The organism is Paraglaciecola sp. (assembly GCF_030730205.1).
GTDB lineage: Bacteria > Pseudomonadota > Gammaproteobacteria > Enterobacterales > Alteromonadaceae > Paraglaciecola.
Map to the genome: position 1 here is coordinate 1 of NZ_JANQVQ010000049.1, position 21,847 is coordinate 21,847.

17 protein-coding genes and 1 pseudogene are annotated in these 21,847 nt (G+C 42.8%); 8 read left to right on the forward strand and 10 right to left on the reverse strand.

The window, feature by feature from the left end; translation table 11 throughout:
* The 4 genes from NWQ57_RS04655 to folB form a co-directional block, all read right to left on the reverse strand.
* Nucleotides 1–347: histidine triad nucleotide-binding protein (locus NWQ57_RS04655; protein WP_306020952.1), on the reverse strand; the 347-nt coding region annotated here is incomplete at its 3' end.
* A 16-nt stretch (nucleotides 348–363) separates the two neighbouring features.
* Nucleotides 364–1,164 (reverse strand): undecaprenyl-diphosphate phosphatase, encoded by an 801-nt coding sequence (locus tag NWQ57_RS04660; protein ID WP_306020953.1) that lies wholly within the window; start codon nucleotides 1,162–1,164, stop codon nucleotides 364–366.
* Nucleotides 1,165–1,166: 2 nt separating this feature from the next.
* The gene (folK, locus tag NWQ57_RS04665; protein ID WP_306020954.1) at nucleotides 1,167–1,664 is read right to left on the reverse strand and encodes a 2-amino-4-hydroxy-6-hydroxymethyldihydropteridine diphosphokinase; all 498 of its coding nucleotides are present in this window, start codon (nucleotides 1,662–1,664) and stop codon (nucleotides 1,167–1,169) included.
* A gap of 14 nt (nucleotides 1,665–1,678) precedes the next feature.
* Nucleotides 1,679–2,035 (reverse strand): dihydroneopterin aldolase, encoded by a 357-nt coding sequence (gene folB / locus NWQ57_RS04670; RefSeq protein WP_306020955.1) that lies wholly within the window; start codon nucleotides 2,033–2,035, stop codon nucleotides 1,679–1,681.
* Between the two features lie 76 nt (nucleotides 2,036–2,111).
* Here folB and plsY point away from each other — a divergent pair, with 76 nt between their 5' ends.
* Entirely contained in the window at nucleotides 2,112–2,705 is a 594-nt protein-coding gene (gene plsY / locus NWQ57_RS04675) for a glycerol-3-phosphate 1-O-acyltransferase PlsY (protein ID WP_306020956.1), read from the forward strand.
* Here plsY and tsaD read toward each other — a convergent pair.
* Nucleotides 2,700–3,713 (reverse strand): tRNA (adenosine(37)-N6)-threonylcarbamoyltransferase complex transferase subunit TsaD, encoded by a 1,014-nt coding sequence (gene tsaD, locus NWQ57_RS04680; protein ID WP_306020957.1) that lies wholly within the window; start codon nucleotides 3,711–3,713, stop codon nucleotides 2,700–2,702. The genes plsY and tsaD overlap by 6 nt on opposite strands.
* Nucleotides 3,714–3,926: 213 nt before the next feature.
* On the opposite strand from tsaD, the gene rpsU reads away from it, so the two are divergent.
* The 5 genes and pseudogenes from rpsU (at nucleotide 3,927) to NWQ57_RS04705 (ending at nucleotide 10,221) form a co-directional block, all read left to right on the forward strand.
* On the forward strand, nucleotides 3,927–4,142 hold the full coding sequence (gene rpsU, locus NWQ57_RS04685; RefSeq protein ID WP_006991319.1) for a 30S ribosomal protein S21: 216 nt from the start codon (nucleotides 3,927–3,929) through the stop codon (nucleotides 4,140–4,142).
* A gap of 63 nt (nucleotides 4,143–4,205) precedes the next feature.
* Complete coding sequence (locus NWQ57_RS04690) at nucleotides 4,206–4,652, forward strand: GatB/YqeY domain-containing protein (protein WP_306020962.1); 447 nt, start codon at nucleotides 4,206–4,208, stop codon at nucleotides 4,650–4,652.
* 140 nt (nucleotides 4,653–4,792) lie between these two features.
* On the forward strand, nucleotides 4,793–6,559 hold the full coding sequence (dnaG, locus tag NWQ57_RS04695; protein ID WP_306020963.1) for a DNA primase: 1,767 nt from the start codon (nucleotides 4,793–4,795) through the stop codon (nucleotides 6,557–6,559).
* Between the two features lie 143 nt (nucleotides 6,560–6,702).
* A pseudogene (rpoD, locus tag NWQ57_RS04700) lies at nucleotides 6,703–8,553 on the forward strand (RNA polymerase sigma factor RpoD); the annotation flags it as partial.
* 96 nt (nucleotides 8,554–8,649) lie between these two features.
* A complete protein-coding gene (locus NWQ57_RS04705; RefSeq protein WP_306020965.1) occupies nucleotides 8,650–10,221 on the forward strand; it encodes a sodium/solute symporter in 1,572 nt (523 codons plus the stop codon).
* Between the two features lie 21 nt (nucleotides 10,222–10,242).
* Here NWQ57_RS04705 and NWQ57_RS04710 read toward each other — a convergent pair whose 3' ends face one another.
* Entirely contained in the window at nucleotides 10,243–10,398 is a 156-nt protein-coding gene (locus NWQ57_RS04710) for a DUF2256 domain-containing protein (RefSeq protein WP_306020973.1), read from the reverse strand.
* 134 nt (nucleotides 10,399–10,532) lie between these two features.
* Here NWQ57_RS04710 and yegD point away from each other — a divergent pair, with 134 nt between their 5' ends.
* Entirely contained in the window at nucleotides 10,533–11,951 is a 1,419-nt protein-coding gene (yegD, locus tag NWQ57_RS04715; protein WP_306020967.1) for a molecular chaperone, read from the forward strand.
* 131 nt (nucleotides 11,952–12,082) lie between these two features.
* On the opposite strand, the gene NWQ57_RS04720 is transcribed toward yegD, so the two are convergent.
* The 4 genes from NWQ57_RS04720 to NWQ57_RS04735 form a co-directional block, all read right to left on the reverse strand.
* Nucleotides 12,083–14,320 (reverse strand): heparinase II/III family protein, encoded by a 2,238-nt coding sequence (locus tag NWQ57_RS04720; protein ID WP_372340888.1) that lies wholly within the window; start codon nucleotides 14,318–14,320, stop codon nucleotides 12,083–12,085.
* Nucleotides 14,321–14,622: 302 nt separating this feature from the next.
* Nucleotides 14,623–14,985: a cupin domain-containing protein gene (locus NWQ57_RS04725; RefSeq protein WP_372340889.1), complete on the reverse strand. Its 363-nt coding sequence runs from the start codon at nucleotides 14,983–14,985 to the stop codon at nucleotides 14,623–14,625.
* A 264-nt stretch (nucleotides 14,986–15,249) separates the two neighbouring features.
* On the reverse strand, nucleotides 15,250–16,128 hold the full coding sequence (locus NWQ57_RS04730) for an NAD(P)-dependent oxidoreductase (RefSeq protein WP_306020968.1): 879 nt from the start codon (nucleotides 16,126–16,128) through the stop codon (nucleotides 15,250–15,252).
* 159 nt (nucleotides 16,129–16,287) lie between these two features.
* The gene (locus tag NWQ57_RS04735) at nucleotides 16,288–19,230 is read right to left on the reverse strand and encodes a TonB-dependent receptor (RefSeq protein WP_306020970.1); all 2,943 of its coding nucleotides are present in this window, start codon (nucleotides 19,228–19,230) and stop codon (nucleotides 16,288–16,290) included.
* A gap of 746 nt (nucleotides 19,231–19,976) precedes the next feature.
* On the opposite strand from NWQ57_RS04735, the gene NWQ57_RS04740 reads away from it, so the two are divergent.
* Nucleotides 19,977–21,623, forward strand: a complete 1,647-nt coding sequence (locus tag NWQ57_RS04740) for an amidase (protein WP_306020972.1) — start codon at nucleotides 19,977–19,979, stop codon at nucleotides 21,621–21,623.
* Nucleotides 21,624–21,847 lie beyond the last annotated feature (224 nt).

A 21,847-nucleotide genomic window follows, 5' to 3' on the forward strand; every position in this document is an offset into this window, starting at 1 on the left:
TCTTGGTAAGGCGGCCATCCTAGTGGCTTGCCAGCAAGAACATGTAAATGAATGTGATAGACCGTTTGACCACCATCTTCGTTGCAATTCATCACAGCGCGGTAGCCCTGCTCAGCAAAACCAAGTTCTGAGGCTAGTTTAGCCGCGACCCAATATAAGTGCCCTACTACTGTTTTATCTTGTTCTTCAATATCGTTAATAGTGGCGATGGCTTTTTTAGGGATCACTAAAAAGTGAATCGGCGCCTGTGGATTAATATCACGAAATGCCAAGGATAATTCATCCTCATATAAAATATCGGCCGGTATGCTTTTGTCGATAATTTTGCTAAAAATTGTTTCGCTCATGTTGTTTTCCTTAAGGTTAAACAAAGACAAAAATCAGGAGTAAAACACCTAAAATAAGGCGATAAATCACAAAAGGTAACATGCCAATACGTGATATCCAGGCAAGAAATAAGTAAATACAGGTATAGGCACACACAAAAGAGAAAACCGCTCCGATTAAGAGTTCCATCCATTGTACCGGATCGGGACTTTGTACCAAATCAAGCGTTGCGAGTAAGCCCGCTCCTAAAATGACTGGAATAGACAATAGAAACGAAAAACGGGCTGCACTTTCACGATTAAGACCTAACATCAGGCCCGCAGTCATGGTGATACCTGAACGGGACGTGCCTGGAATAATAGCAATCGCTTGGGCGATACCAATCACTAAGGCATTTTTCCAAGTGATTTGTTCGATAGTCTTATCCATGGTGGCTTTTTTGTCTGCGTACCAAAGCAATAAACCAAAAACAATCGTTGTGATGGCGATGACTAAGGCACTTCGAGCATAGACTTCGATAAAGTCTTTCAGTAAAAAACCAAATACTACGGCAGGAATAGTGGCTAGTATTACCCACCATGCTAATTTACTGTCAGTACTTTGCTGTTGACTAAAGCCATGGGTAAACCATGCGCTTAGTAATCTAACAATGTCTTGTCTGAAGTAGATCATTACAGCGAGTAAACTCCCCACATGAACCGCCACATCGTAGGCCAATCCTTGATTATGCCAGCCCAAAACCGCTGAGGGTAAAATCAAATGCGCAGAGCTAGAAATAGGTAAAAATTCAGTTAAACCTTGAATAATGGCCAAAATAATAATTTCAAATAAAGTCATGTTTAAAGCGGTCTCCAGTTAAATTCAATCGGCCAAAGGTGTTGTTGTGTTTTATCATATTCTTGCCATAAAACGGCATACGTTTTTTTTGCAATGGGGTGAATGTCGTGCGGCGCAATTTCGGCTAAAGGTTGCAATACAAAAGCGTTATAGAGTATCTCGGGGCGAGGTAATTCAACTGAATCATTGCTGATTACTTTGTCAAACAACAGCAGGTCTAAATCCAGCGTACGCGGTGAAAATTTTTCAGTGCTTCGTTCTCGCTTATTTTGGTCTTCTATCAGCTTGAGCACCTGACACACGGCTTCAATGCTCATGTTCGTTTGCGCCTTGGCCACGAGATTATAAAAATGACTACCTTGAAAGCCTACCGATTCACTTTCATATACACGAGATAGCAACAGCTCACCAAAATTTTCATACAGCCCCTGCAAACCCGCTTTGGTGTATTTTTCACGCTCTATATTACTTCCGATACTGATATAGATGGTATGTGGCATTGCGTTACTCTGGATCAATTTGGATTTTCCCGAGTAAGTTCTACTGCAACATTTTGTGCATTATCTAAAATATCGGGCTTGCTTAGCTTGAGGGTTATTTTTGTGACTGGAAATTGTGCAAAGATGGCTTTTAACATAGCATGAGCTAAGGCTTCTATTAGCTCAAATTCACTGCTTTTAGCTAGTTTATCGACACAATTGGCCACATCAGCATAATTCAGTGTATCGCCAACATTATCGGACAAAGCCGCTTTTGATAAATCGGTGAAAAGCGTGATATCGACTAACAAACGCTGGGTTGCGACTCTTTCCCAGTCATATACGCCTATTAATGAGAATACTTCTAAGCCCTCAATATAAATTTTGTCCATAGGTGATCCGCACTGTTTTTTATTGAGCTTTCATATATTCTTGTCAAATTGTAACCTTTTTGCCCAAGACAAGTATATGACAGGATTGACGATTTTGATTATTGCTTGCGCCTATTTGTTAGGCTCTGTATCAAGCGCGATCATCATTTGCCACATTTTTAACGCCCCTGATCCCAGAACCCAAGGTTCAGGCAATCCAGGCGCAACAAATGTTCTGCGCGTAGCGGGCAAGATACCGGCAATATTGGTTTTAGTCTTTGATGTACTAAAGGGGACCGTAATGGTCTGGGGGGCTTACTTTATAAATTTGGCGCCGGTAGAGTTAGGGCTTGTGGCAATCGCTGTCTGCTTAGGACATATTTTCCCGTTATTCTTTAATTTCTCTGGCGGTAAGGGCGTAGCCACCGCCTTTGGTGCATTCTTACCAATCGGCTTGGATCTATCTGCTTTACTCATCATAGTGTGGTTGAGTATTTTGTTTATTAGCGGCTATTCATCTTTAGCCGCTATCGTTACTGTCACTTTAGCTCCACTGCTTACTTGGTATATCAAAGCTGAGTATGCCTTACCTGTTGCCATGCTTTCATTACTGATACTGTTTAAACACAGAAGTAATTTAATCAGGCTATTGAAAGGTCAAGAGCCTAAAATAAAAGATCGTAATTTATAGGGCACTGAGCGATTCTAACGACCACCTTGGCTGCGCTTTAGTTGCTAAGCCTTCTACTTCTCCAGCCTTCAAACGTTGCATCCCCGCATAAGCAATCATGGCTCCGTTATCGGTACAAAATTCCATTCGCGGATAAAATACCTCACCTTTCATCTTTACCATCATATCTTGCAATGCGCTGCGCAATTGGCGATTGGCGCTGACCCCACCTGCGATCACTAGACGTTTTAACCCCGTTTGTTTTAGTGCTCGTCGGCATTTGATAATGAGCGTATCGACCACTGCTTCTTGAAACGCATAGGCAATGTTTGCACGAGTTTGGGGGTCATCATTAGCAGCTCTGATTGTATTTGCCGCAAAGGTTTTTAAGCCACTAAAGCTAAAATCCAAACCCGGACGATCGGTCATTGGTCGAGGAAAACTATAATGGCCTGGCTCACCGCTATCAGCGAGTTTCGCTAATAAGGGACCACCAGGATAATCAAGGCCAAGTAACTTAGCGGTTTTATCAAAAGCTTCACCGGCGGCATCATCAACTGACTCGCCCAAAATTTGATACTGGCCAATCCCCTGCACATTCACAAGCATGGAGTGACCGCCAGAAACCAACAATGCAACAAATGGAAATTCAGGGGCTGGGTCGTCTAACATGGGCGCAAGCAAATGCCCTTCCATGTGATGCACCCCCACAGCAGGCACGCCCCAAGCGTAAGCTAAGCTACGCGCAACTGAAGAACCAACAAGCAATGCCCCGACTAAGCCTGGCCCTTTGGTAAAGGCCACACCATCAATATCATCAGGCTGGCAGTTAGCGTCTAGCATAGCTTTGTTTATTAGAGGCAATAACTTTCTAACATGGTCGCGAGAGGCCAGTTCAGGTACGACACCACCATAGTCAGCATGGAGCTTAACTTGGCTATACAATTCGTGGGCAAGTAGACCTAATTTGTCATCATAGACAGCCACCCCCGTTTCATCACATGAGGTCTCTATACCCAAAATTCGCATTTATATTCCCACTGACTTAAATATTTGGCCTGCATTGTACTGATTTGCCCTGAATCCACCAAATTTTACTTAATTTCTTGCTGCTTATTGAATATTTAAGCTATCAAGCCTTTACATCACTGGCGGATATGATTAGAATTCCGCACCATTTTTAACCGCGCTGGCTAACTTTTGAGCTGGCAAATCAAGTTTTTATTTTGAGGTGAGATTTTAATGCCAATCGTTAAAGTTAGAGAGAACGAACCTTTTGATGTAGCGTTGCGTCGTTTTAAACGTTCATGTGAAAAAGCAGGTGTACTTTCTGAAGTCCGTCGTCGTGAATTTTTTGAAAAGCCTACTTGGGAACGTAAACGTAAAAAAGCAGCTGCTAAAAAGCGTTTATTGAAAAAGTTGTCTCGCGAAAACGCACGTCGCATAAGATTATACTAATCTCGCCCTTGGCGCGTTATTTGTAACGCGCCCTGTGATGTAAGATTTGCTTTGAGTCATACCATGTCTTTGTTAAATACAATAAAAGAAGCACAGAAAGATGCAATGCGCGCTAAGGACAAAATTCGTCTTGGCACTATTCGTATGCTACTTGCTGGTGTTAAGCAACGTGAAGTTGATGAGCGTATTGAGCTAAACGATACCGACGTATTGGCTTTGTTAACCAAAATGGTTAAACAAAGAAAAGATGCGGCGGCTCAGTTTGAACAAGCCAATCGTCAAGACTTAGTTGACGTTGAATTAGCTGAAATTGAAATCTTACAAGACTTTTTGCCCCAAGCACTAACTGAAGATGAGTTATCCTCTCTAGTTGCGCAAGCCATAGCAGAAACCAATCCTTCCAACATGCAAGACATGGGGAAAGTGATGGCTTGGTTAAAACCCAAGGTTCAAGGCCGAGCTGATATGGGTCAGGTAAGTAGTAAGATTAAAGCAGCACTCAACGCTTAATTGTTATACTCAGATTTAAAGCAATAGACCGCATAGATGACCTAATCGTTATTTTGCGGTTTGTTTGTTTTTAACTTAAGCAAAACCTACCTCGCTTATGGCATCATAAGCTTCGTGTTAAAGTAACAAAGAGTAGTTAAATGGCTGGCCGTATTCCGCGCGAATTTATCGATGACATTATCGCTCGTACTGATATTGTCGAATTGATAGACAGCCGCGTTCGCTTAAAAAAAGCCGGACGAAACTATCAAGCGTGTTGCCCCTTTCATAATGAAAAAAGCCCTTCGTTTACGGTAAGCCAAGATAAACAGTTTTATCATTGTTTCGGCTGTGGTGCCCATGGCAATGTCATATCTTTTTTGATGGAACATGACAGATTAGAGTTTCCTGAAGCGGTAGAAGAGTTAGCCCAATACCATAGTATTGAAGTGCCTAGAGAAGAAGGTGGCGCTCCTGCCCCCTCTGCTCAGCAAAAACAGCAGATCCAAGACGACTATGAGTTAATGGAAAAAGCAGCCAAGTTTTTTGCTCAGCAATTGAAAGTACATACGGAAAAAGACAAGCCTATCAATTATTTGAAGGGCCGAGGCTTAAGCGGTGACATCGTCAAAGCCTATGGAATAGGGTACGCACCACCTGAGTGGGATAGTGTGCTGCGGGCCTTTGGTTCAACGCCGCAGGCGACACAGCAATTATTAGATTTGAAACTGATTACCGAAAATGATAATCGTCGACGTTTCGATTTTTTTCGTGATCGTATAATGTTTCCCATTCGCGACAAACGTGGACGTGTTATCGGTTTTGGTGGTCGAGTCCTAGAAGACGGTGGGCCTAAATATTTAAACTCACCAGAAACCCGTATTTTTCATAAAGGTCATGAATTATATGGCTTTTATCAAGCCAAGCAGGCCCATCGTAACTTAAGCCGAGTAATGATAGTCGAAGGTTACATGGATGTAGTAGCCCTCGCTCAATTCGGCATTGATTACGCAGTTGCGTCATTAGGAACAGCAACCACCGCTGAACACATCCAAATGCTTTTTCGGGCAACATCAGAAATTATATGCTGTTTCGATGGTGACCGGGCAGGTCGCGAAGCCGCCTGGCGCGCGCTCGAAAACGCTCTACCCTATTTAAAAGATGGGGTAGAAATGAAGTTTTTATTTTTACCTGATGGCGAAGATCCAGACACCTTGGTTCGTCAAATTGGTAAAGAGGCATTTGAAGATAAAATGCAACAAGAGGCCATGCCCTTGTCACGCTTCTTTTTTGATAATTTATTGCAACGCCATCATGTAAGTAGCGCAGAAGGAAAAGCAGCATTAAAAGCCCAAGCTATGCCACTGATAGAGCAAATAGTGGGTGAAAATCAGCGGGTTATCCTGACCAATGATCTGAGTGCGCATATGGGCGAACAAAATCGTCATAAGTTGGAGCGCGATATCGCTAAGGCGAACGCCCACACTGGGGTGAGAAAAGTTGATTTTTCTACTCCCAATAAAAGCAGTATGTCGCCTATTCGAATGATGATCCGACTACTATTGGATAATCCAGCCATCGCATCTGAATGTGCAGACGCCGATCCACGTCTACTTGCTGGGGCACAGATAGCAGGAATTGATTTATTAAATGAAGTTTTTTCTTTTTGCCAAAGTCGGCCGCAAGCAAACACTGCCAGTGTTTTAGAGCAATTTCGTCATCACCCACAAGTGAATCATTTAGCAAAATTATTGAATACTGAATATACGGAACAAAGTCCTTTAAAAGTGTTCCAAGATAGCTTTAGTAAGTTATTAGAGTGGCATTTACAGAGCCGCATGGACGAATTAATGTCGAAGGCTCGTTTAAGAAAACTGAGCACAGAAGAAAAACAAGAGCTAAACCTACTTGTAAAAGAACAAAAATAGCCCAACATCTAGCAGTAGAGAGGCGAAGTCTGCTATACTGGCTAATTCGCTAACGCCCTAAAGCAAATGCAAATCGGCTAATTTACTGGTACCAAATCAATGTTCACGATTGATTTGGTACATTTTCAACCAATTCAAAAAGTGTAAGGTATATGGTGCAAAGCAAGCAGTCGCAGATAAAACTCCTCATTGCTAAAGGTAAAGAACAAGGCTATTTGACTTTTGCGGAGGTTAACGATCACCTTCCTCAAGATATAGTCGATTCAGACCAAATAGAAGATATTATACGCATGATAAATGACATGGGTATCAAGGTCTTCGAAAGTGCTCCTGATGCCGATGAGCTATTAATGCAAGAGAGTGACACGGACGAGGAAGTGGCCGAAGCAGCCGCCCAAGCCCTTGCCACAGTTGAAAGTGAAATAGGCCGAACAACTGACCCCGTACGTATGTATATGCGTGAAATGGGTACAGTTGAACTGTTGACTCGTGAAGGCGAAATTGTTATCGCTAAACGAATCGAAGAAGGTATTAATCAGGTTCAGTGTTCTGTTGCTGAATACCCTGAAGCGATTACCTATTTACTTGATCAGTGGGATCAATTCGAAGCTGAAGAAATTCGTTTAAGCGACATCATTATCGGATTTGTTGATCCAAATGAACAAGATATTGCTCCTACTGCTACCCATATCGGTTCTGAATTGTCTGAAAAAGAATTAGATGATGAAGATGATGACGGTGATGATGATGATGATTCTGACTCTGACGAAGAAGAAGATACCGGTCCAGATCCTGAACTAGCTCGTGAAAAATTTACCGCTTTACGCATCCAATACGAAAAAACTCGTGATGTGATTGCTAAGAAAGGCCGTTCACACAAAGATGCTCGTGCACAGATTTTTGATTTAAGTGAAATATTTAAAGAATTTAGATTAACGCCTAAGCAATTTGATCGCATGGTTAAAAACATGCGCAGCATGATGGACCGTGTCCGCGTACAAGAACGTATTGTGATGAAGCACTGTGTTATCAGCGCTAAAATGCCTAAGAAAGACTTTATTAAAGCCTTTGCTGGTAATGAAACGAGCACAAAGTGGTTGTTCAAAATTTTAGATTCTGATTTACCTTACGCCGCAGAAATGCGTGTTCATCAAGAAGAATTAGAACGTAGCGTCAGTAAAATGAACCAAGTCGAAGAAGAAACTGGTTTATGTATTGCTGATATTAAAGACATCAACAGACGTATGTCGATCGGTGAAGCGAAAGCCCGCCGCGCTAAAAAAGAAATGGTTGAAGCTAACCTACGTTTGGTTATTTCAATCGCTAAAAAATACACCAACCGAGGGTTACAATTCTTGGATCTGATCCAAGAAGGTAATATCGGCCTGATGAAAGCCGTTGATAAATTTGAATATCGCCGTGGTTATAAGTTTTCAACTTATGCAACGTGGTGGATACGTCAAGCAATCACCCGTTCAATTGCCGACCAAGCACGTACTATCCGTATTCCTGTGCATATGATTGAAACGATTAACAAACTTAATCGCATCAGTCGTCAAATGTTGCAAGAGATGGGCCGCGAGCCAACCCCTGAAGAATTGTCAGAACGCATGATGATGCCAGAAGACAAAATTCGTAAAGTGTTGAAAATCGCCAAAGAGCCGATCTCAATGGAAACTCCTATCGGTGATGATGAAGATTCACATTTAGGTGACTTTATTGAAGACAGCACTATCATTCAGCCCCTTGATTCTGCAACAGGCGGCAGTTTGAAAGATGCGACTCAAGAAGTGTTAGCTGGTTTAACGGCCCGCGAAGCTAAAGTGTTGAGGATGCGTTTTGGTATCGACATGAACACTGATCATACTTTGGAAGAAGTGGGTAAGCAGTTTGATGTTACACGTGAGCGTATTCGTCAAATCGAAGCTAAAGCCTTGCGTAAATTGCGTCATCCAAGTCGTTCAGAGCAATTAAAAAGCTTCTTAGACGAATAGAGTCTGGTAAAACAACAAACAGCCCCGCACTTTGCGGGGCTTTTTTTTGCATTCATTTTAACGGATTGCTAAGGTGGAAAGAAAAATGTACTGATTATGAACTACGTAGACTACCTGATCGTTTTTACTTATCTCGTCGGCTTATTAGTGCTTGGTTTTGTGTTGCGCAACCAACAAAATAAAGATGACTACTTTTTAGCCGGTAGGACCTTAGGTTGGAAGCCCCTGACCTTATCTATCATGGCAACCCAACTTTCGGCGGTCAGTTTCATCTCAGCCCCAGCTTTTGTTGGTTTGCGAGAAGGAGGCGGCTTAATTTGGCTTTCCTATGAATTGGCCGTGCCCTTCGCCATGTTATTGCTGTTATGGCTGGTGCTACCTACACTCCATAGTAGCGGTGTTATCAGTGTTTATGACTTTCTAGAACGCCGTTTCGACCGTTCTTCACGATTACTGATTAGCTTGGTTTTTCAAATAAGTCGGTCATTTGCCACCGCCATAATGATTTACGCAATCTCCATTATTTTACAAAGCACCATCGGCCTCGCGTTTTGGCAAAGCGTATTGTGTATTGGCATTATTACGCTTATTTATTCCTTACAGGGAGGGATGAAAGCAGTAGTGTATGGTGATGCGATACAAATGATATTTATTATCTTAGGTGCCCTCACCTGCCTCGGTTTTGGGCTTTATCATATTGGTGGTTGGAACCAATTCGTTGCGCTAGTAGAACCAAGCAGATTACAAACTTTAAACATCGATACTGCGGGTTTTAATGGGTCAGACTTCGGTTTATTACCGATGCTCTTTGGCGGTTTTATTTTGTATGCCTCGTATTATGGCTGCGATCAGTCTGAAGCGCAGCGCTCGTTGGCAGCAAAAAATCCGGTTGAACTGAAAAAGATGATTATGACGGCGAGTTTTTTACGCTTTCCAATCACTTTAATCTATTGTTTTGCTGGATTGGTAATAGGCACCTTGGCCTCAACTCAAGCTGATTTTTTAGCCAAAATTCCACAGCAACATCCTGACTGGATGATGCCTATTTTTATCGTAAACTATTTACCTCATGGGATAATCGGCTTGTTATTGGTGGCAATACTAGCGGCGGCAATGTCATCGTTAAGTTCAGCTGTGAATAGTTTGGCAGCTGTCAGTGTTGAAGATTACTGCCGCTACCGTAATAAACAGTTAAGTAATCACCAATATTTACGTTATGCCAAGATAAGTGGCGCCTGCTGGGGCCTTGCTACATTACTGCTTTCTTTCTATGCCGGTGATATTGCACCCACTATCATTGAAGCCATCAATAAAGTCGGTTCGGTTTTTTACGGCCCCGTTTTAGCTATGTTTTTACTGGCTATTTTGACTAGGAAACTTTCAGCTCGCCATGTAAATACAGGCTTATTAGTAGGCGTTCTAAGCAACATCGCCCTATGGCTATTAGTCAAAGAGCTATTCTGGTTTTGGTGGAACGTTGTAGGTTTTGTATTTACAGTAAGCGTAAGCTACTGCGCGTATTTCCTTAGGCCCCAACAACCTGAAACCTTAAAAGTACAGCGTCATCCAAGCGTGTTAAACAAACGCGATGTATGCTTTATGCTACTTTGGTTCGCTATCATAATGGTGGCGTGCTACGTGATTCCAAACCTTATCGAACAGACTTAATCGTTGTTATTGTTGGCCAACTTAGTCTTGACTCTCCCTAGACTTAGCCGTTCTATCGCCAGCGCAGCGTTTAGAACAATATTTAACATCTGGCCAATTGCGTTCCCACTTTTTACGCCATGTAAAAGGTCGATGGCAGACTGGGCAGATTTTGCTGGGCAGTAAAGACTTTTTCATTTGTTTTGATGTTGACCAACCTAGCTCAGCTTTACGTACGCGGGTATAAATCAGATCTGTCAGCAATTAACTGCCCATTAAAGGTTGATTTAGATTAGAATCCGCCGCTTTATTTTGTTGTAAGGAAAAGCGTTATGTATGCGGGCCTAGATTTTGGTACTTCTAATTGTTTAATTGGCGTTATGGAGCATGGGCAGCCAGTGCTTATTCCCTTAGAAGATGGCAAGCCCCGTTTACCTTCCTGTTTATATATCGACAAAGATTGTTTTGCCCCTGCGACTATTTCAAATGCGCAACTTAGTAGCACAATGAAAGCGATCCAGAGTCAGTCTGCCACTGAGTTGTCCCATGAAGCATTAATTAACCTCGCCCGCCAACAACTTCGAAAAGCCCATCGAATCAGCGCACCAGCGACGAAAAGAGCACAAAGTATTGTTGAAGCCTTAAAATCGAGTAGCGATATTTTAGTGGGAGAACATGCTGCTCAAATGCACATTCATGATCCTGAAAATGGCTTTTACATTAAGTCGCCAAAATCATTTTTAGGCGCCGACATCAATAGCGCACAACGAGGGGTTTTTACAGCTATCGTTGAAAAAATGCTGGCATTTATTAAAGAAGAAGCCGAGGCCGTTAAAGAAATTGAATTAACTCAATTAGTCATTGGCCGCCCCGTCAATTTTCACGGACTCTTGGGTCATGATGGTAATCAACAAGCACTCAGTATTATCGATACCGCAGCAAAAAACATCGGCCTTAAGCACATCGAGTTTTTAATGGAGCCCGTGGCAGCAGCCTATGATTATGAACGTCAACTTAGCCAAGATAGACTCGTGCTTATTCTTGATTTGGGTGGTGGCACTACAGACTGCTCTATGATTAAAATTGGCCCTAGTTACCGTAAGCTGATGGATCGTCAACACTGCATTTTGAGCCACACTGGGCAACGGATTGGTGGTATTGATTTAGACAATAAACTCGCTTTAATGACACTCATGCCTCACTTTGGTAAAAATATCGTACTGAATAACGGGCTACCGGTCCCTAATCATTTATTTAAACAAGCCGTGACCTTAAATGATGTCAGTGCCCAGCAAGATTTTAATTCGAGCCGCACCACCAAAGAAATAGAACGTTATTTGACCATGACCAAAGATCATCGTTTAAAACGATTAAAAACCTTACGAGACGAAAAATACGGTTTACGAGTCAGCCGTAGCGCCGAGCAAGCCAAAATATTACTGTCAGAGCAGCAGCACATTGAACTGCCCTTACCCTACATTGAAGCAAACTTTGATATCACTATCAGTAGACAAGAGCTTGGCGATGCCATTGCTGATGAATTACGGAAATTCGAAACCCTGATGACCGATGCAATAACCCAAGCAGGCACACAGCCGGATGCCATTTATGTGACCGGTGGAACCGCACTTTCGCCTACAGTGCAGCAGTGGATAAACAGCGCTTTTCCTGACAGTGAAATTGTTATTGGCGATCACTTTGGTAGTGTCACCTCTGGTTTAGTCACCCAAGCGCAGCGATTGTTTGGCTAGCTGACTTACTAAAACTAGGAAGCTGCATGAGCTGAGTTACTGCTCGCGCAGCGGGAAGTTGGGATAACTTGAGTTGATTCCTAACAGCGATTGCCAAAAATGGCAATCGTCTGAAAGTGACTAGCAAAGCGCTAAAACAACTGATAAGCCCCTTTCCATTTATATGACTTACCCTCGATTGTAACCTGATGCTTAGTTGAGCTAGAGGCATCTTGATTAGCCATAATAAAAGTCTTGGTTTGTCGATTTACCCCTTTTATCAAAACCGCAGTGTAATTTTTATCGTCCAATATCACCTTAAGTTCGGCAATGCTGCTGTAAGAGTTGACCGACAATTCAGAGACAGGGTTATAGCTGCCGTGCGCTTCAACCACTGAGGCAAAAACCGTATTTGCGGTGGCTTTTCTACGAAGCATAAACGCTGCGTCTCGACGTAAATTAAAGTCCGGATCGTTAGCGCCAAGGCGAGTAAACAGCAACTCATCACTGACATTTGTAGAAGCGGTTAAGGTATAAAATGTACCATCGCCCAACCACGAAAACTGCGTTGATGCTACTGCCGGTTTGCCTTTGCCTTCTAAATACAGATGTTGATAACCGTTATCTCTACCAAGAGGGCTCAAACTTAGAGGAGAGTCATAGTCAAAATTTGTGCTGATGACCTGTCCCATAAAGTAAAATGGTAGGTCATATTGATTTTGACTCTTTGAATCAACTTTCATGATATCGAGCAAAAATGGCTTTTCGAATTCAGTTAGCTTAATCATTGCCATCGTTCGATGCATTTCTGTACCGGGGTAAGCATTGCTTTCTTTAGCACTGACTACCTGCAGATTTTCGTTGGTCGAATCAAAGAAATACAATTGCGAGTGGTGTTGGCTACCGATTTCATAGTCACCATTAAAATGTGATGTTTCGTTGACGGTTAAGGTGTTATGCGCAATCGTTTGCTTAGCCCACGTTTTATTTTCTTTTAGATAATTGCCACCACCTTTTTGCCCGATATTGACAAATCGAGTAAGACCATAATCTTGCAGTACTTCATTCCCTTTGTTGTACAAAGAGAAGGATAACTTGTCATAGTGCCCATGGCTCAGCCCTTGCGCGGCATATTTAAATACAAGAGTTAGATCTTCATCACCATAACGCAGAATGCCCACGCCCCCCTGCTGACCATCTTGTCCATCAGTCAGGTTAATAGATTGTTTAGTAAAGGGCTGCGATTTGCCATCTCGAATGCCCAGAGCCACTGACAAACCTGATTCGTCCAGCAAGACTTCATTTTGCTTCTCAGCAATGCTCAGTAATTGCGGATTTTGTGTGCCGTAGTGAAAAGCAATGTCGACCGCTGAAACTAACGCAGGGGTAAAATATGACATGCCCTTTTGGCCATCATTTAGCGGGAAAAAATTCCCCGCCGCGTCGGTTAAATTAAGGAGTGCATCGACTCCTTTCAACAACACATTATCTTTGTGTTCAAACACCTTCATTTCGGGTTTAACGTTGTGCATTGCCAAAGCAAAAATCAAAAAGGGATACATGGCGTAGCGCTGATAATAAGGGCCTTCAGTATAATATCCATCGGGAGAGAAAGGGTCTTCAAGGTTTGCGAGAAAACCTGCTTTTTGTCCTTCTACTTTAATAAAGCCGCCATCATTGTCTCTGGCGCCTACTTCAAGACCATCATCTTCGATACCGTATAAAGCCCGTTGTAATAATGCTTCATCGTTCATCACCAAGGCGATCATCCCAACCGCGGCATTACCCCAAGTACTGTGGTTATGAATACGATTATAAAACTGCGGATTTTCGATAGAGATATAATCAGCGAAGGGGCGAAATAAATTGTTCTCTAGGCGTTCGCGCTCTTTAATTGACAAAGTATCGTAAATCGCATCATAGGCTTGGCTCATGTAAACCAGCCAGTTACTGTCATTCAGACATTGCCAAAAAAGTTTACCTCTAGCATAGGAACGTTCTTGGGGATGAACAGGTAGCGATTGATACATCGCTTCGTACTGAAAAAGCATATCGCGGATATAGGTCGCGTATTTATTGTCTTGTAGTATCTGGTACAGCGCACCCGCTTGTTGTGCGATGATAAAATTTTGTTTATGCCTTTGATGAGTATAACCACCGGAAAAATCCTTAGGAATAGGCGTGTCAATCCCAAGGGCAATTTCAGCATCTACTTGTTGTTTTACCCGCTGCACTGACGCGTCAAACAAGGGCACCTTGCCCAAGCTATTACGCATTTTTTCTACCCCAGCCTGCGTCATTATCAGGTTAGGGTGTTCCTGTGCCTGAGTGGTTGATGTGAAAGATACCCACACCAATAACATTACGTTAATCATTTTTCTAAAGTGCATTTTCATGTCCTTGTCTAACAATGTCATCACTTGCCAATGTCGAAGCGATTAGGAAGAGTCAGTGATATTTTTTTGAACTATCTCATTGAATAATGCACGCCAAGGTAAAAGTAACACCTCACCTGCAGTGCACAAGATAGTGAACAACCCTATGCAAATTTTTTGCTAGCGTAGATGAAATAAATGTCAGCAAAACATCACTAATTTTGCTGAACATCGCTCAACTCGCTATCCCCCCTGAACGAAAGAGCATCATTTAAGCCCTTGAGCCAGATAATAATGCGGGGCGCCCCATAACAATGTTATAGGTCTTTAGGTGCTGACAACCCTTCTACAAAGTCCTCTCTGGCAGGACTAAAGGTATCTATCAATATGCCACCTGTTGGGCACGTTGCACCATGATCCGCATAAGGAGGGATCAAACAACTATCGCCTGGTTTTAATATTTTAGTCACACCATCTATATTAAAATGAAACTCCCCTTCAACCACGTAGGTCACTTGAGAATGTCTATGTGCATGGTTATAGCCGATTGCTCCTTTTTCAAACCATATTTTTACGGCCATTAATTCTTGGTTATAACCTAACATTTGGCGCTTTAATCCACCGCCGATATCTTCAATCTCGGTTTCATTCCCAAATAAAAAATGCTCACTTTGGCTCATAATAAGCTCCTTTTTGATCCGCTATTTGATACAAACCCTACGTTATAGTCTCTTCAGTTTAAAAAGCCCCAGTGTCTAGTCATCTAACTTTACTGGTAAACTGACAGTTAGCTCGCATAACGTAACGGCAGCAAAAAGCCCCTAAAAAGAGGCTTGTTAACTATAAATTTTAAATACAAGTTTGCTTTGTGTGGACCTTGCTTGTAAGTGTTAGCAACGCGTTGTTCAAGCATATGTGTTGAAGCGCTGTGGCTAACATATCAACTATTTTTCTAATTTAAGAAAATAATCGTAAATCTCAGGCACGTTACCATTGCCCATACCCGCATCAAAAGCAGCTTGAAGGTTGGCTGACGTTCCCTCAGCAATTTGTGCTCGAGTGCCTAAGTCTTTTACCATTTCAAGGAAGTAACCTAAGTCTTTATTTGCATTACCGATTGAAAACCCTAAATCGCTAACACCGTCAACGGCGTAGTTTTTACAAAAGTGCATAAAGGGTGAATTAGACGGTCCCGTCGACATAATGTTAAAAAGCTGCTGACGGTCAACACCCGCTAATTCTGCAACTGCAAAAGCCTGTGACATAGCTGTCACGGTGGTCATCCCCATAAAGTTATTAATAAGCTTGGTTGTATGGCCAGCACCTAGTGCACCAAGATAAAAGACATTCTCGCCCTGCATCTCTAATATAGGCTTAACCTTATCAAACGTCGCTTGGTCGCCAGAAGCCATGATGTTAAGTAAACCGTCTTTAGCATGAGCTGGAGTGCGTCCTAACGGCGCATCAACCATACCCGCACCTTTTTTGGCAAGGTCAGCACCAATTTTGCGAGTAGAAGCAGGGATAGACGTACCAAAGTCGATCAGTACCGCGCCTTCCTTAATACCCGCTAAGATTCCATCATCAGAGTAAACCAACTTTTCTACAACGTTAGACGTGGTTAAACAGAGCATAATGATATCACTGGCAGCAGCGAGTTCGGCTGCCGAACTCGCTTCTGTCGCGCCACGAGCGACCACTGCAGCAACAGCGTCTTTATTGAGATCCATAACAATGGGTTTAAAACCTTTTTTCTGTAAGTTTTCAACCATGTTGCTGCCCATAAGGCCTAGGCCAATAAAGCCTATGGTAGGTAAGGTCATATTTAACTCCTGTTTATCTATCTGTTAATTTTGTTCATTGCCAATTTAGGTCTTTGATAAGCCCAAATAAGGCGGTTAAAAGCTATCCCAAGCCACAATAGCGAGGGATAGCCTGTCATAATGATGACGTGCTAGTGCTTGATAGTTTGCCTGAGCAAACTAGAAACGATAGCTCGCACCCACTGTTATGCGTCGGTCAGTAAGACCTTGAAAACACAGTAAAGCGCCTTCATTTACACAAGACTGCGTTATTTCTGATTCGGTTAAGTTAACTCCTTCAATACCAATATTGAGTTGCTCGTTTACATCATAAGAGATGCTGGCATTAAGCTGACCTCTATCCTCTTGAATGACGGGGAAGCCCCAAGGATAAGAAGACGTACTACCAAAGTCGTCTGAGCGGAAAGCTTCACGCCATGTATAACGCATACGTGCTGAAAGGCCGAATTTCTCGTAGTACAAGGTAAAGTTATAAGCATTTTCAGATAGATTCAGTAATCCTTGCACTGCAGTAACCGTTACAGAGGTGTCTGAAGAGCCTGTTGAGGCAGCGAACACTTGGCTTGCTCGGCTTGATGATGTATTAAACGCTTCACCACCAGAGAATTCTTGAATGGTATAGTTTGCCACCACGCCAAAACCAGAAGCCCAACCTAAGTCACTCTCAAATGCTGAAAGGTCATATTGAAAGGCCATTTCGATACCTTTTTGCGTTGTATCCTTAGTATCGTTTATCACACTTGAAAATGGCACACACACGCCAGTATCCGATGACACTGGACCAAACACGTTGATAAGTGCGATTGGGTTCCAAATACCACCTTGCTCACAAACTGGACCTACGATATCGCGATATCCGGTGCCTGGTTCTGAATAAGGGTCAACCTGTTGACCAACGTGCACATCCTCACGGGTTTTATGAAAGTAGCCGATGCTCACCAACGCTGCTTCAGCAAAATACCACTCGGCTGAGATATCAAACGAGGTAACTAACTCAGGTTTCAAGTTGGGATTGCCACCAGACACTGCCGGGTTAGGACTCGTACTAAAAGTATATGAGCTTGAAAGGTCACTAAAATTAGGACGGCGAATATCCTTACCCCAGGCTGCACGCAAAACTACGTCATCAGTGACATCTGCGCTGACATTAATTCGCGGCAGTACAAAACTATAATCACTTGATGTAGTTTCTGCGACGGTGTCACCGTTTACACTGCGAGTACCGGTCGAATCTAAATCAGTCTTAACGTAACGAAGGCCAACATTGCCGCGGAATATGCCAGACTCGAAATTAGCTTGTGCATACAACGCGTTAGTTGATTCGCTAATGTCATAAAATCCAGCCACCGATGAGGTAGGTTGTGATAGCTGTCTTGAGCCTCCATATGTCGTAATTGCGCTTGCTAATGTCTCAAATACTCGGTCAGGATCTGAAGCCACTATCTCAGGGTCAACTAACAAGAAATCTTTAACAAATAACTCCCTGCCATCAGCCGCATTAAAGTTATCAGGGCCAGTTGTGAGAATATCAGAAAACAACGAGCCATCGGGTGAGTCAGCTAAACTAGAGATACTTAAATTTGAACCAATGACATTTGAAACACTAGAGGTTTTGTTGTAGCGGTAACCTGCATCAATCGTAGTAAATATTGACAGATTGAGGTCGTATGTTACGTCAAAACGCATGGCATCTTCAGTGTTTTCATTGGTATTTTGAGCAATGGCTACCGCTTGTAACCGGTAGTTGGCAGGGTTAAGCAAGTCTGCTCTAGTAGGGGCATTTGCAGCATCGTAAGCGATACCAAAAGCCAATGAACCACCGCTTAAGTCATACTCAAATGGTGTACCGTTATCGTTGGCAGAACCAATAGTTGCGTTAGGGTTAAGAAAGTTTAATGTGGTGTCAATTCTTGGCGTAGAGGAATCTGAAGTAGAAGATGATGCTTCAGCACTTATCTTATAATTATCACCGTAGTATTCACCACCTAGTCTGAATATTTTGCTTTTTGTTTTACGTGAACTGGTATCACTCGAAAGGCGTAAATTAGGATCTAATCCATCTGAATCAACAGGAATAACTCCTTTGACTGCAGCTTGAATATCACCAAGATCAACACCATCAAGTGAACCAAAATCAACGGTTTCAAACTCAGTAGGAATCGACACACCTCTAAGGTCACTCACGCCAGAAGCTTGAACTCTTGAGCTCTCTTCTCTACGGTCTTGATCATTAACGATGGCATCAAACCAAAACTTTGTATTGCTATTGGGCGCCCATTCAAATGAACCGGCGAAGTTCACCGTTTCATACTCGTAGTTGTCATAATCTTGAATGAGAAACTGAATAGGCAGATAACTGAAACTTTGCGCACTAGCTAAACCACTATCTGAGCGAACAATATTATCGCGGTCGGCGCGGGGACGAAAAGCCGTCACATCCTGTTCAGCGTAGCTTGCACTAAATACAACACCAAACTCGCCATGATCAGTTTCCCAATTATCACCAAATGTACCGGATAGTCTGGGTGTTGCACCATCAGTTGAAAGACTGCTGTCTTCCGCTTGCACTCTGACAGAGGCCAAGGTTTCACTCAATTCAAGTGGACGAATAGTTCTTAAGTTAATCGTACCACCAACCGAGCCCTCTATTGTTTTTGCAACCGGAGCTTTAGTCACTTCTAAACCAGCAATAATAGATGCAGACACATCCTCAAAATTAATCCCACTTCTTCCTGCGCCAGACCCCACCGTTGAGACACCATTGATTTCAGTTCGGTTTGCATCAGTTCCGCGGATTTGTACACCCGTGCCTACACCGGCAGAACGAGTAATCTGAACACCCGTGATGTTTTCAAGTACTTCAGCCAAATTTTGGTCAGGCAGTTTACCGATGTCCTCAGCCTGAATTATTTCAACTAGGCTCGAGGCAGACCGTTTTTCTGCTAAGGCATTGGTTAATGATGCCCGGATACCTGAGACTTCAATAATCTCTGTATCATCATCTGGTTCTGATTGCGCAACTTGTGCAAAAACCGGTGTGACAAAATTCAGCGTTGTCGCTGACAACATTGCTAAGGTAATTTTTGATAGTTTGTGTCCCATTGTTTTCTCCTGTGCAGCTATTTTGTGGGTGAGGTGTCACGCCCTGTAAGCCGCATCTGTAATAAATATTAATTGTCACCAAGCGATAAACGCCCTTCGAACCAACCATTCTCTACAAGCAACCCACTTAACACTCACAAAGAATTTACAATATAGTTACAAGATTAAACCGAAAGGTCAACCAAATTTACATACCAAAAACACCAAAAAACCAACATAGTGACTTACCAATATGTATTTTTACCACAATATTTAGCTAAAACAAAATAATTACTGAATTAAATACTTGAATTTATTGTATTTTGTACAAACCAATCAAATAGGCCTTAGATGTGAATAAAGTCATTACAAGCTGAAAATAAATAGCGACTTATTGCTATTTCATCAATAAATACAGCCAAGTCAAACAAATTGGTTAACCAATAATGCCGTAACTTGCCATTTTCTCTACAAAAGGATGATGTTTTTATCAAAAAACGCAGCATAGTTTGAGCGCGCGCAAACCACAGGCAAAAAGCTCAGGGCTCGCACTTTTTATCTTGAACTACCGTTCAAATGCCTGCTATCAGGAGAGACTTGATAACTGTCAAAGCAAGTTTGGGCCTCAAACATTGACCGTTTTCCACATTCATAAACTTACATGGGTATCCATGTAAATTCCCAATCAGTGTAAATACACTTGCAAATCAGTGGTAATTTTAATAATTTAATCAATCGCTTAAGACGATTTAATGTGAATAAAAATAATGAAAACGCACTCTATCTTAGCCTTAGCAATTGGGCTCGCTCTAAGCGGATGTACACCGCCTGAACAAACAAAAGCAAACACGAAAACAGCAGAAACCAGCGTCATAGCAGCGAGCAATCAAGCGACGGGGATTATTGCGAAGTCCTTGCCTGAAATTGCATTGGCATTGCGTAAAGGTGAAGTGAGCGCTGAACAACTGCTAACTTTATACCTTGAACGTATTGCAGCAATTGATAAGCAAGGCCCAACCCTGCAATCTGTCTTAAGCATTAATCCCGAAGCGCTAAATACCGCAAAAGAACTAGACGCATTGCGCGCTGAAGGAAAGATTATAGGCCCTTTACACGGTGTGCCGATTTTATTAAAAGACAATATCGAGTCCCTAGATAATCTTGCAACAACAGCCGGGGCACTTGCCCTTAAAGATAACATCACTGGCCGAGACAGCCCTTTAGTTGCAGGGCTCCGTGCACAGGGCGCTATTATTCTTGGGAAAACCAATTTGAGCCAATGGGCAAACTTTCGTTCTGAAGACTCAATGAGCGGCTGGAGCGCCTTAGGAGGCCAAGTTCGCAATCCCCATATGCTAGATAGAAATCCTTGTGGGTCAAGCTCTGGATCGGGTGCGGCGGCGGCGGCATCGTTGGCTGCAGGCACCGTAGGCACTGAAACAAATGGTTCGATTACCTGCCCTTCTAATGCAAATGGAATTGTTGGTTTTAAGCCAACAGTAGGCATCGTCTCGCAGCAGTACATCATTCCTATTTCTGCATCTCAAGATACCGCCGGTCCCATGACCAAAACAGTAGAAGGCGCTGCGATGATGATGAACGCCATGGCAAGCACTACACCTGAAATAGACTATGCTGCAGGCTTACATAAAGAAGCGCTAAAAGGCGTACGTATTGGCGTGCTGAACTTTGCTCTTGGCAATTCGAGTCAAATCAAGCAACATTTTGCCACAGCCTTAAAAGATTTAGAGGCTGCGGGTGCCGTGTTAATCAATATTGATGAACGCCCCAAGGCTCCCGAAGGTTTAGGTAAAATGAGTTACGATGTGCTCAAGTTCGAGTTTAAAGATGGTCTAAACGCTTATTTAGCATCCACCTCAGCAGAGCGAGTCAAAACGCGCGACCTACAAGCGCTTATAGACTTTAATCAAGCAAATGCCGATATCGAATTAGCCTTGTTTGATCAAAGTATTTTAGTGGCTTCACAAGCAATGGACTCATTAGAAAGTGATGATTATCAAACAGCCCTCACAACCATGCAGCAGGCGACTCGTACGGATGGCATAGACAAACTATTGCAAGGGTACGATGTGCAAGTGTTAATCGCCCCAACCGGCCCCGTTGTACCTCGGGTCGATCCGATTAATGGTGATATCTGGCCCTCAAGTTGGCCTGGGTTTGGCTCTTATGCCGCTCAAGCAGGTTATCCTCATGCAACTGTGCCAATGGGTGAAATTCACTCTTTGTCTGTAAACTTATCATTTATCGGCACAGCAAATACCGATGCCGATATTTTGGCTTACGCTTACGCCTACGAACAACAATCAAAACGGAGAATCGAGCCTAAATACTTACGTAATGCCGAAGATGAACCCGCTATACAAAAAGCCATGAAGCCTCTAACCCATCATTAAAGGCACTAAGTGTTTGCAACAAAGCGGTAACAATGAAGTCAAAAAGCGGCGTAGTAAAATACGCCGCTTTTTTATTAGCGCATCAGGTGTAAGAAATGCTGATGTTTGTGGTATTGATCAATAACATCATGAATAACCGCCTGTTCAGACCAGCCCATAATGTCGTAATGATGCATACGTCACCGAAGATGCTACGCAATTAATCTACGGTACGGGCTCTGGCT

Excerpts from the sequence above, each read along its gene's own strand:
- NWQ57_RS04660 (WP_306020953.1), bottom strand. The coding sequence starts at position 1,164 with ATGACTTTATTTGAAATTATTATTTTGGCCATTATTCAAGGTTTAACT.
- folK (WP_306020954.1), bottom strand. The coding sequence starts at position 1,664 with ATGCCACATACCATCTATATCAGTATCGGAAGTAATATAGAGCGTGAA.
- folB (WP_306020955.1), bottom strand. The coding sequence starts at position 2,035 with ATGGACAAAATTTATATTGAGGGCTTAGAAGTATTCTCATTAATAGGC.
- plsY (WP_306020956.1), top strand. The coding sequence starts at position 2,112 with ATGACAGGATTGACGATTTTGATTATTGCTTGCGCCTATTTGTTAGGC.
- tsaD (WP_306020957.1), bottom strand. The coding sequence starts at position 3,713 with ATGCGAATTTTGGGTATAGAGACCTCATGTGATGAAACGGGGGTGGCT.
- rpsU (WP_006991319.1), top strand. The coding sequence starts at position 3,927 with ATGCCAATCGTTAAAGTTAGAGAGAACGAACCTTTTGATGTAGCGTTG.
- NWQ57_RS04690 (WP_306020962.1), top strand. The coding sequence starts at position 4,206 with ATGTCTTTGTTAAATACAATAAAAGAAGCACAGAAAGATGCAATGCGC.
- dnaG (WP_306020963.1), top strand. The coding sequence starts at position 4,793 with ATGGCTGGCCGTATTCCGCGCGAATTTATCGATGACATTATCGCTCGT.
- NWQ57_RS04705 (WP_306020965.1), top strand. The coding sequence starts at position 8,650 with ATGAACTACGTAGACTACCTGATCGTTTTTACTTATCTCGTCGGCTTA.
- NWQ57_RS04710 (WP_306020973.1), bottom strand. The coding sequence starts at position 10,398 with ATGAAAAAGTCTTTACTGCCCAGCAAAATCTGCCCAGTCTGCCATCGA.
- yegD (WP_306020967.1), top strand. The coding sequence starts at position 10,533 with ATGTATGCGGGCCTAGATTTTGGTACTTCTAATTGTTTAATTGGCGTT.
- NWQ57_RS04720 (WP_372340888.1), bottom strand. The coding sequence starts at position 14,320 with ATGCACTTTAGAAAAATGATTAACGTAATGTTATTGGTGTGGGTATCT.
- NWQ57_RS04725 (WP_372340889.1), bottom strand. The coding sequence starts at position 14,985 with ATGAGCCAAAGTGAGCATTTTTTATTTGGGAATGAAACCGAGATTGAA.
- NWQ57_RS04730 (WP_306020968.1), bottom strand. The coding sequence starts at position 16,128 with ATGACCTTACCTACCATAGGCTTTATTGGCCTAGGCCTTATGGGCAGC.
- NWQ57_RS04735 (WP_306020970.1), bottom strand. The coding sequence starts at position 19,230 with ATGGGACACAAACTATCAAAAATTACCTTAGCAATGTTGTCAGCGACA.
- NWQ57_RS04740 (WP_306020972.1), top strand. The coding sequence starts at position 19,977 with ATGAAAACGCACTCTATCTTAGCCTTAGCAATTGGGCTCGCTCTAAGC.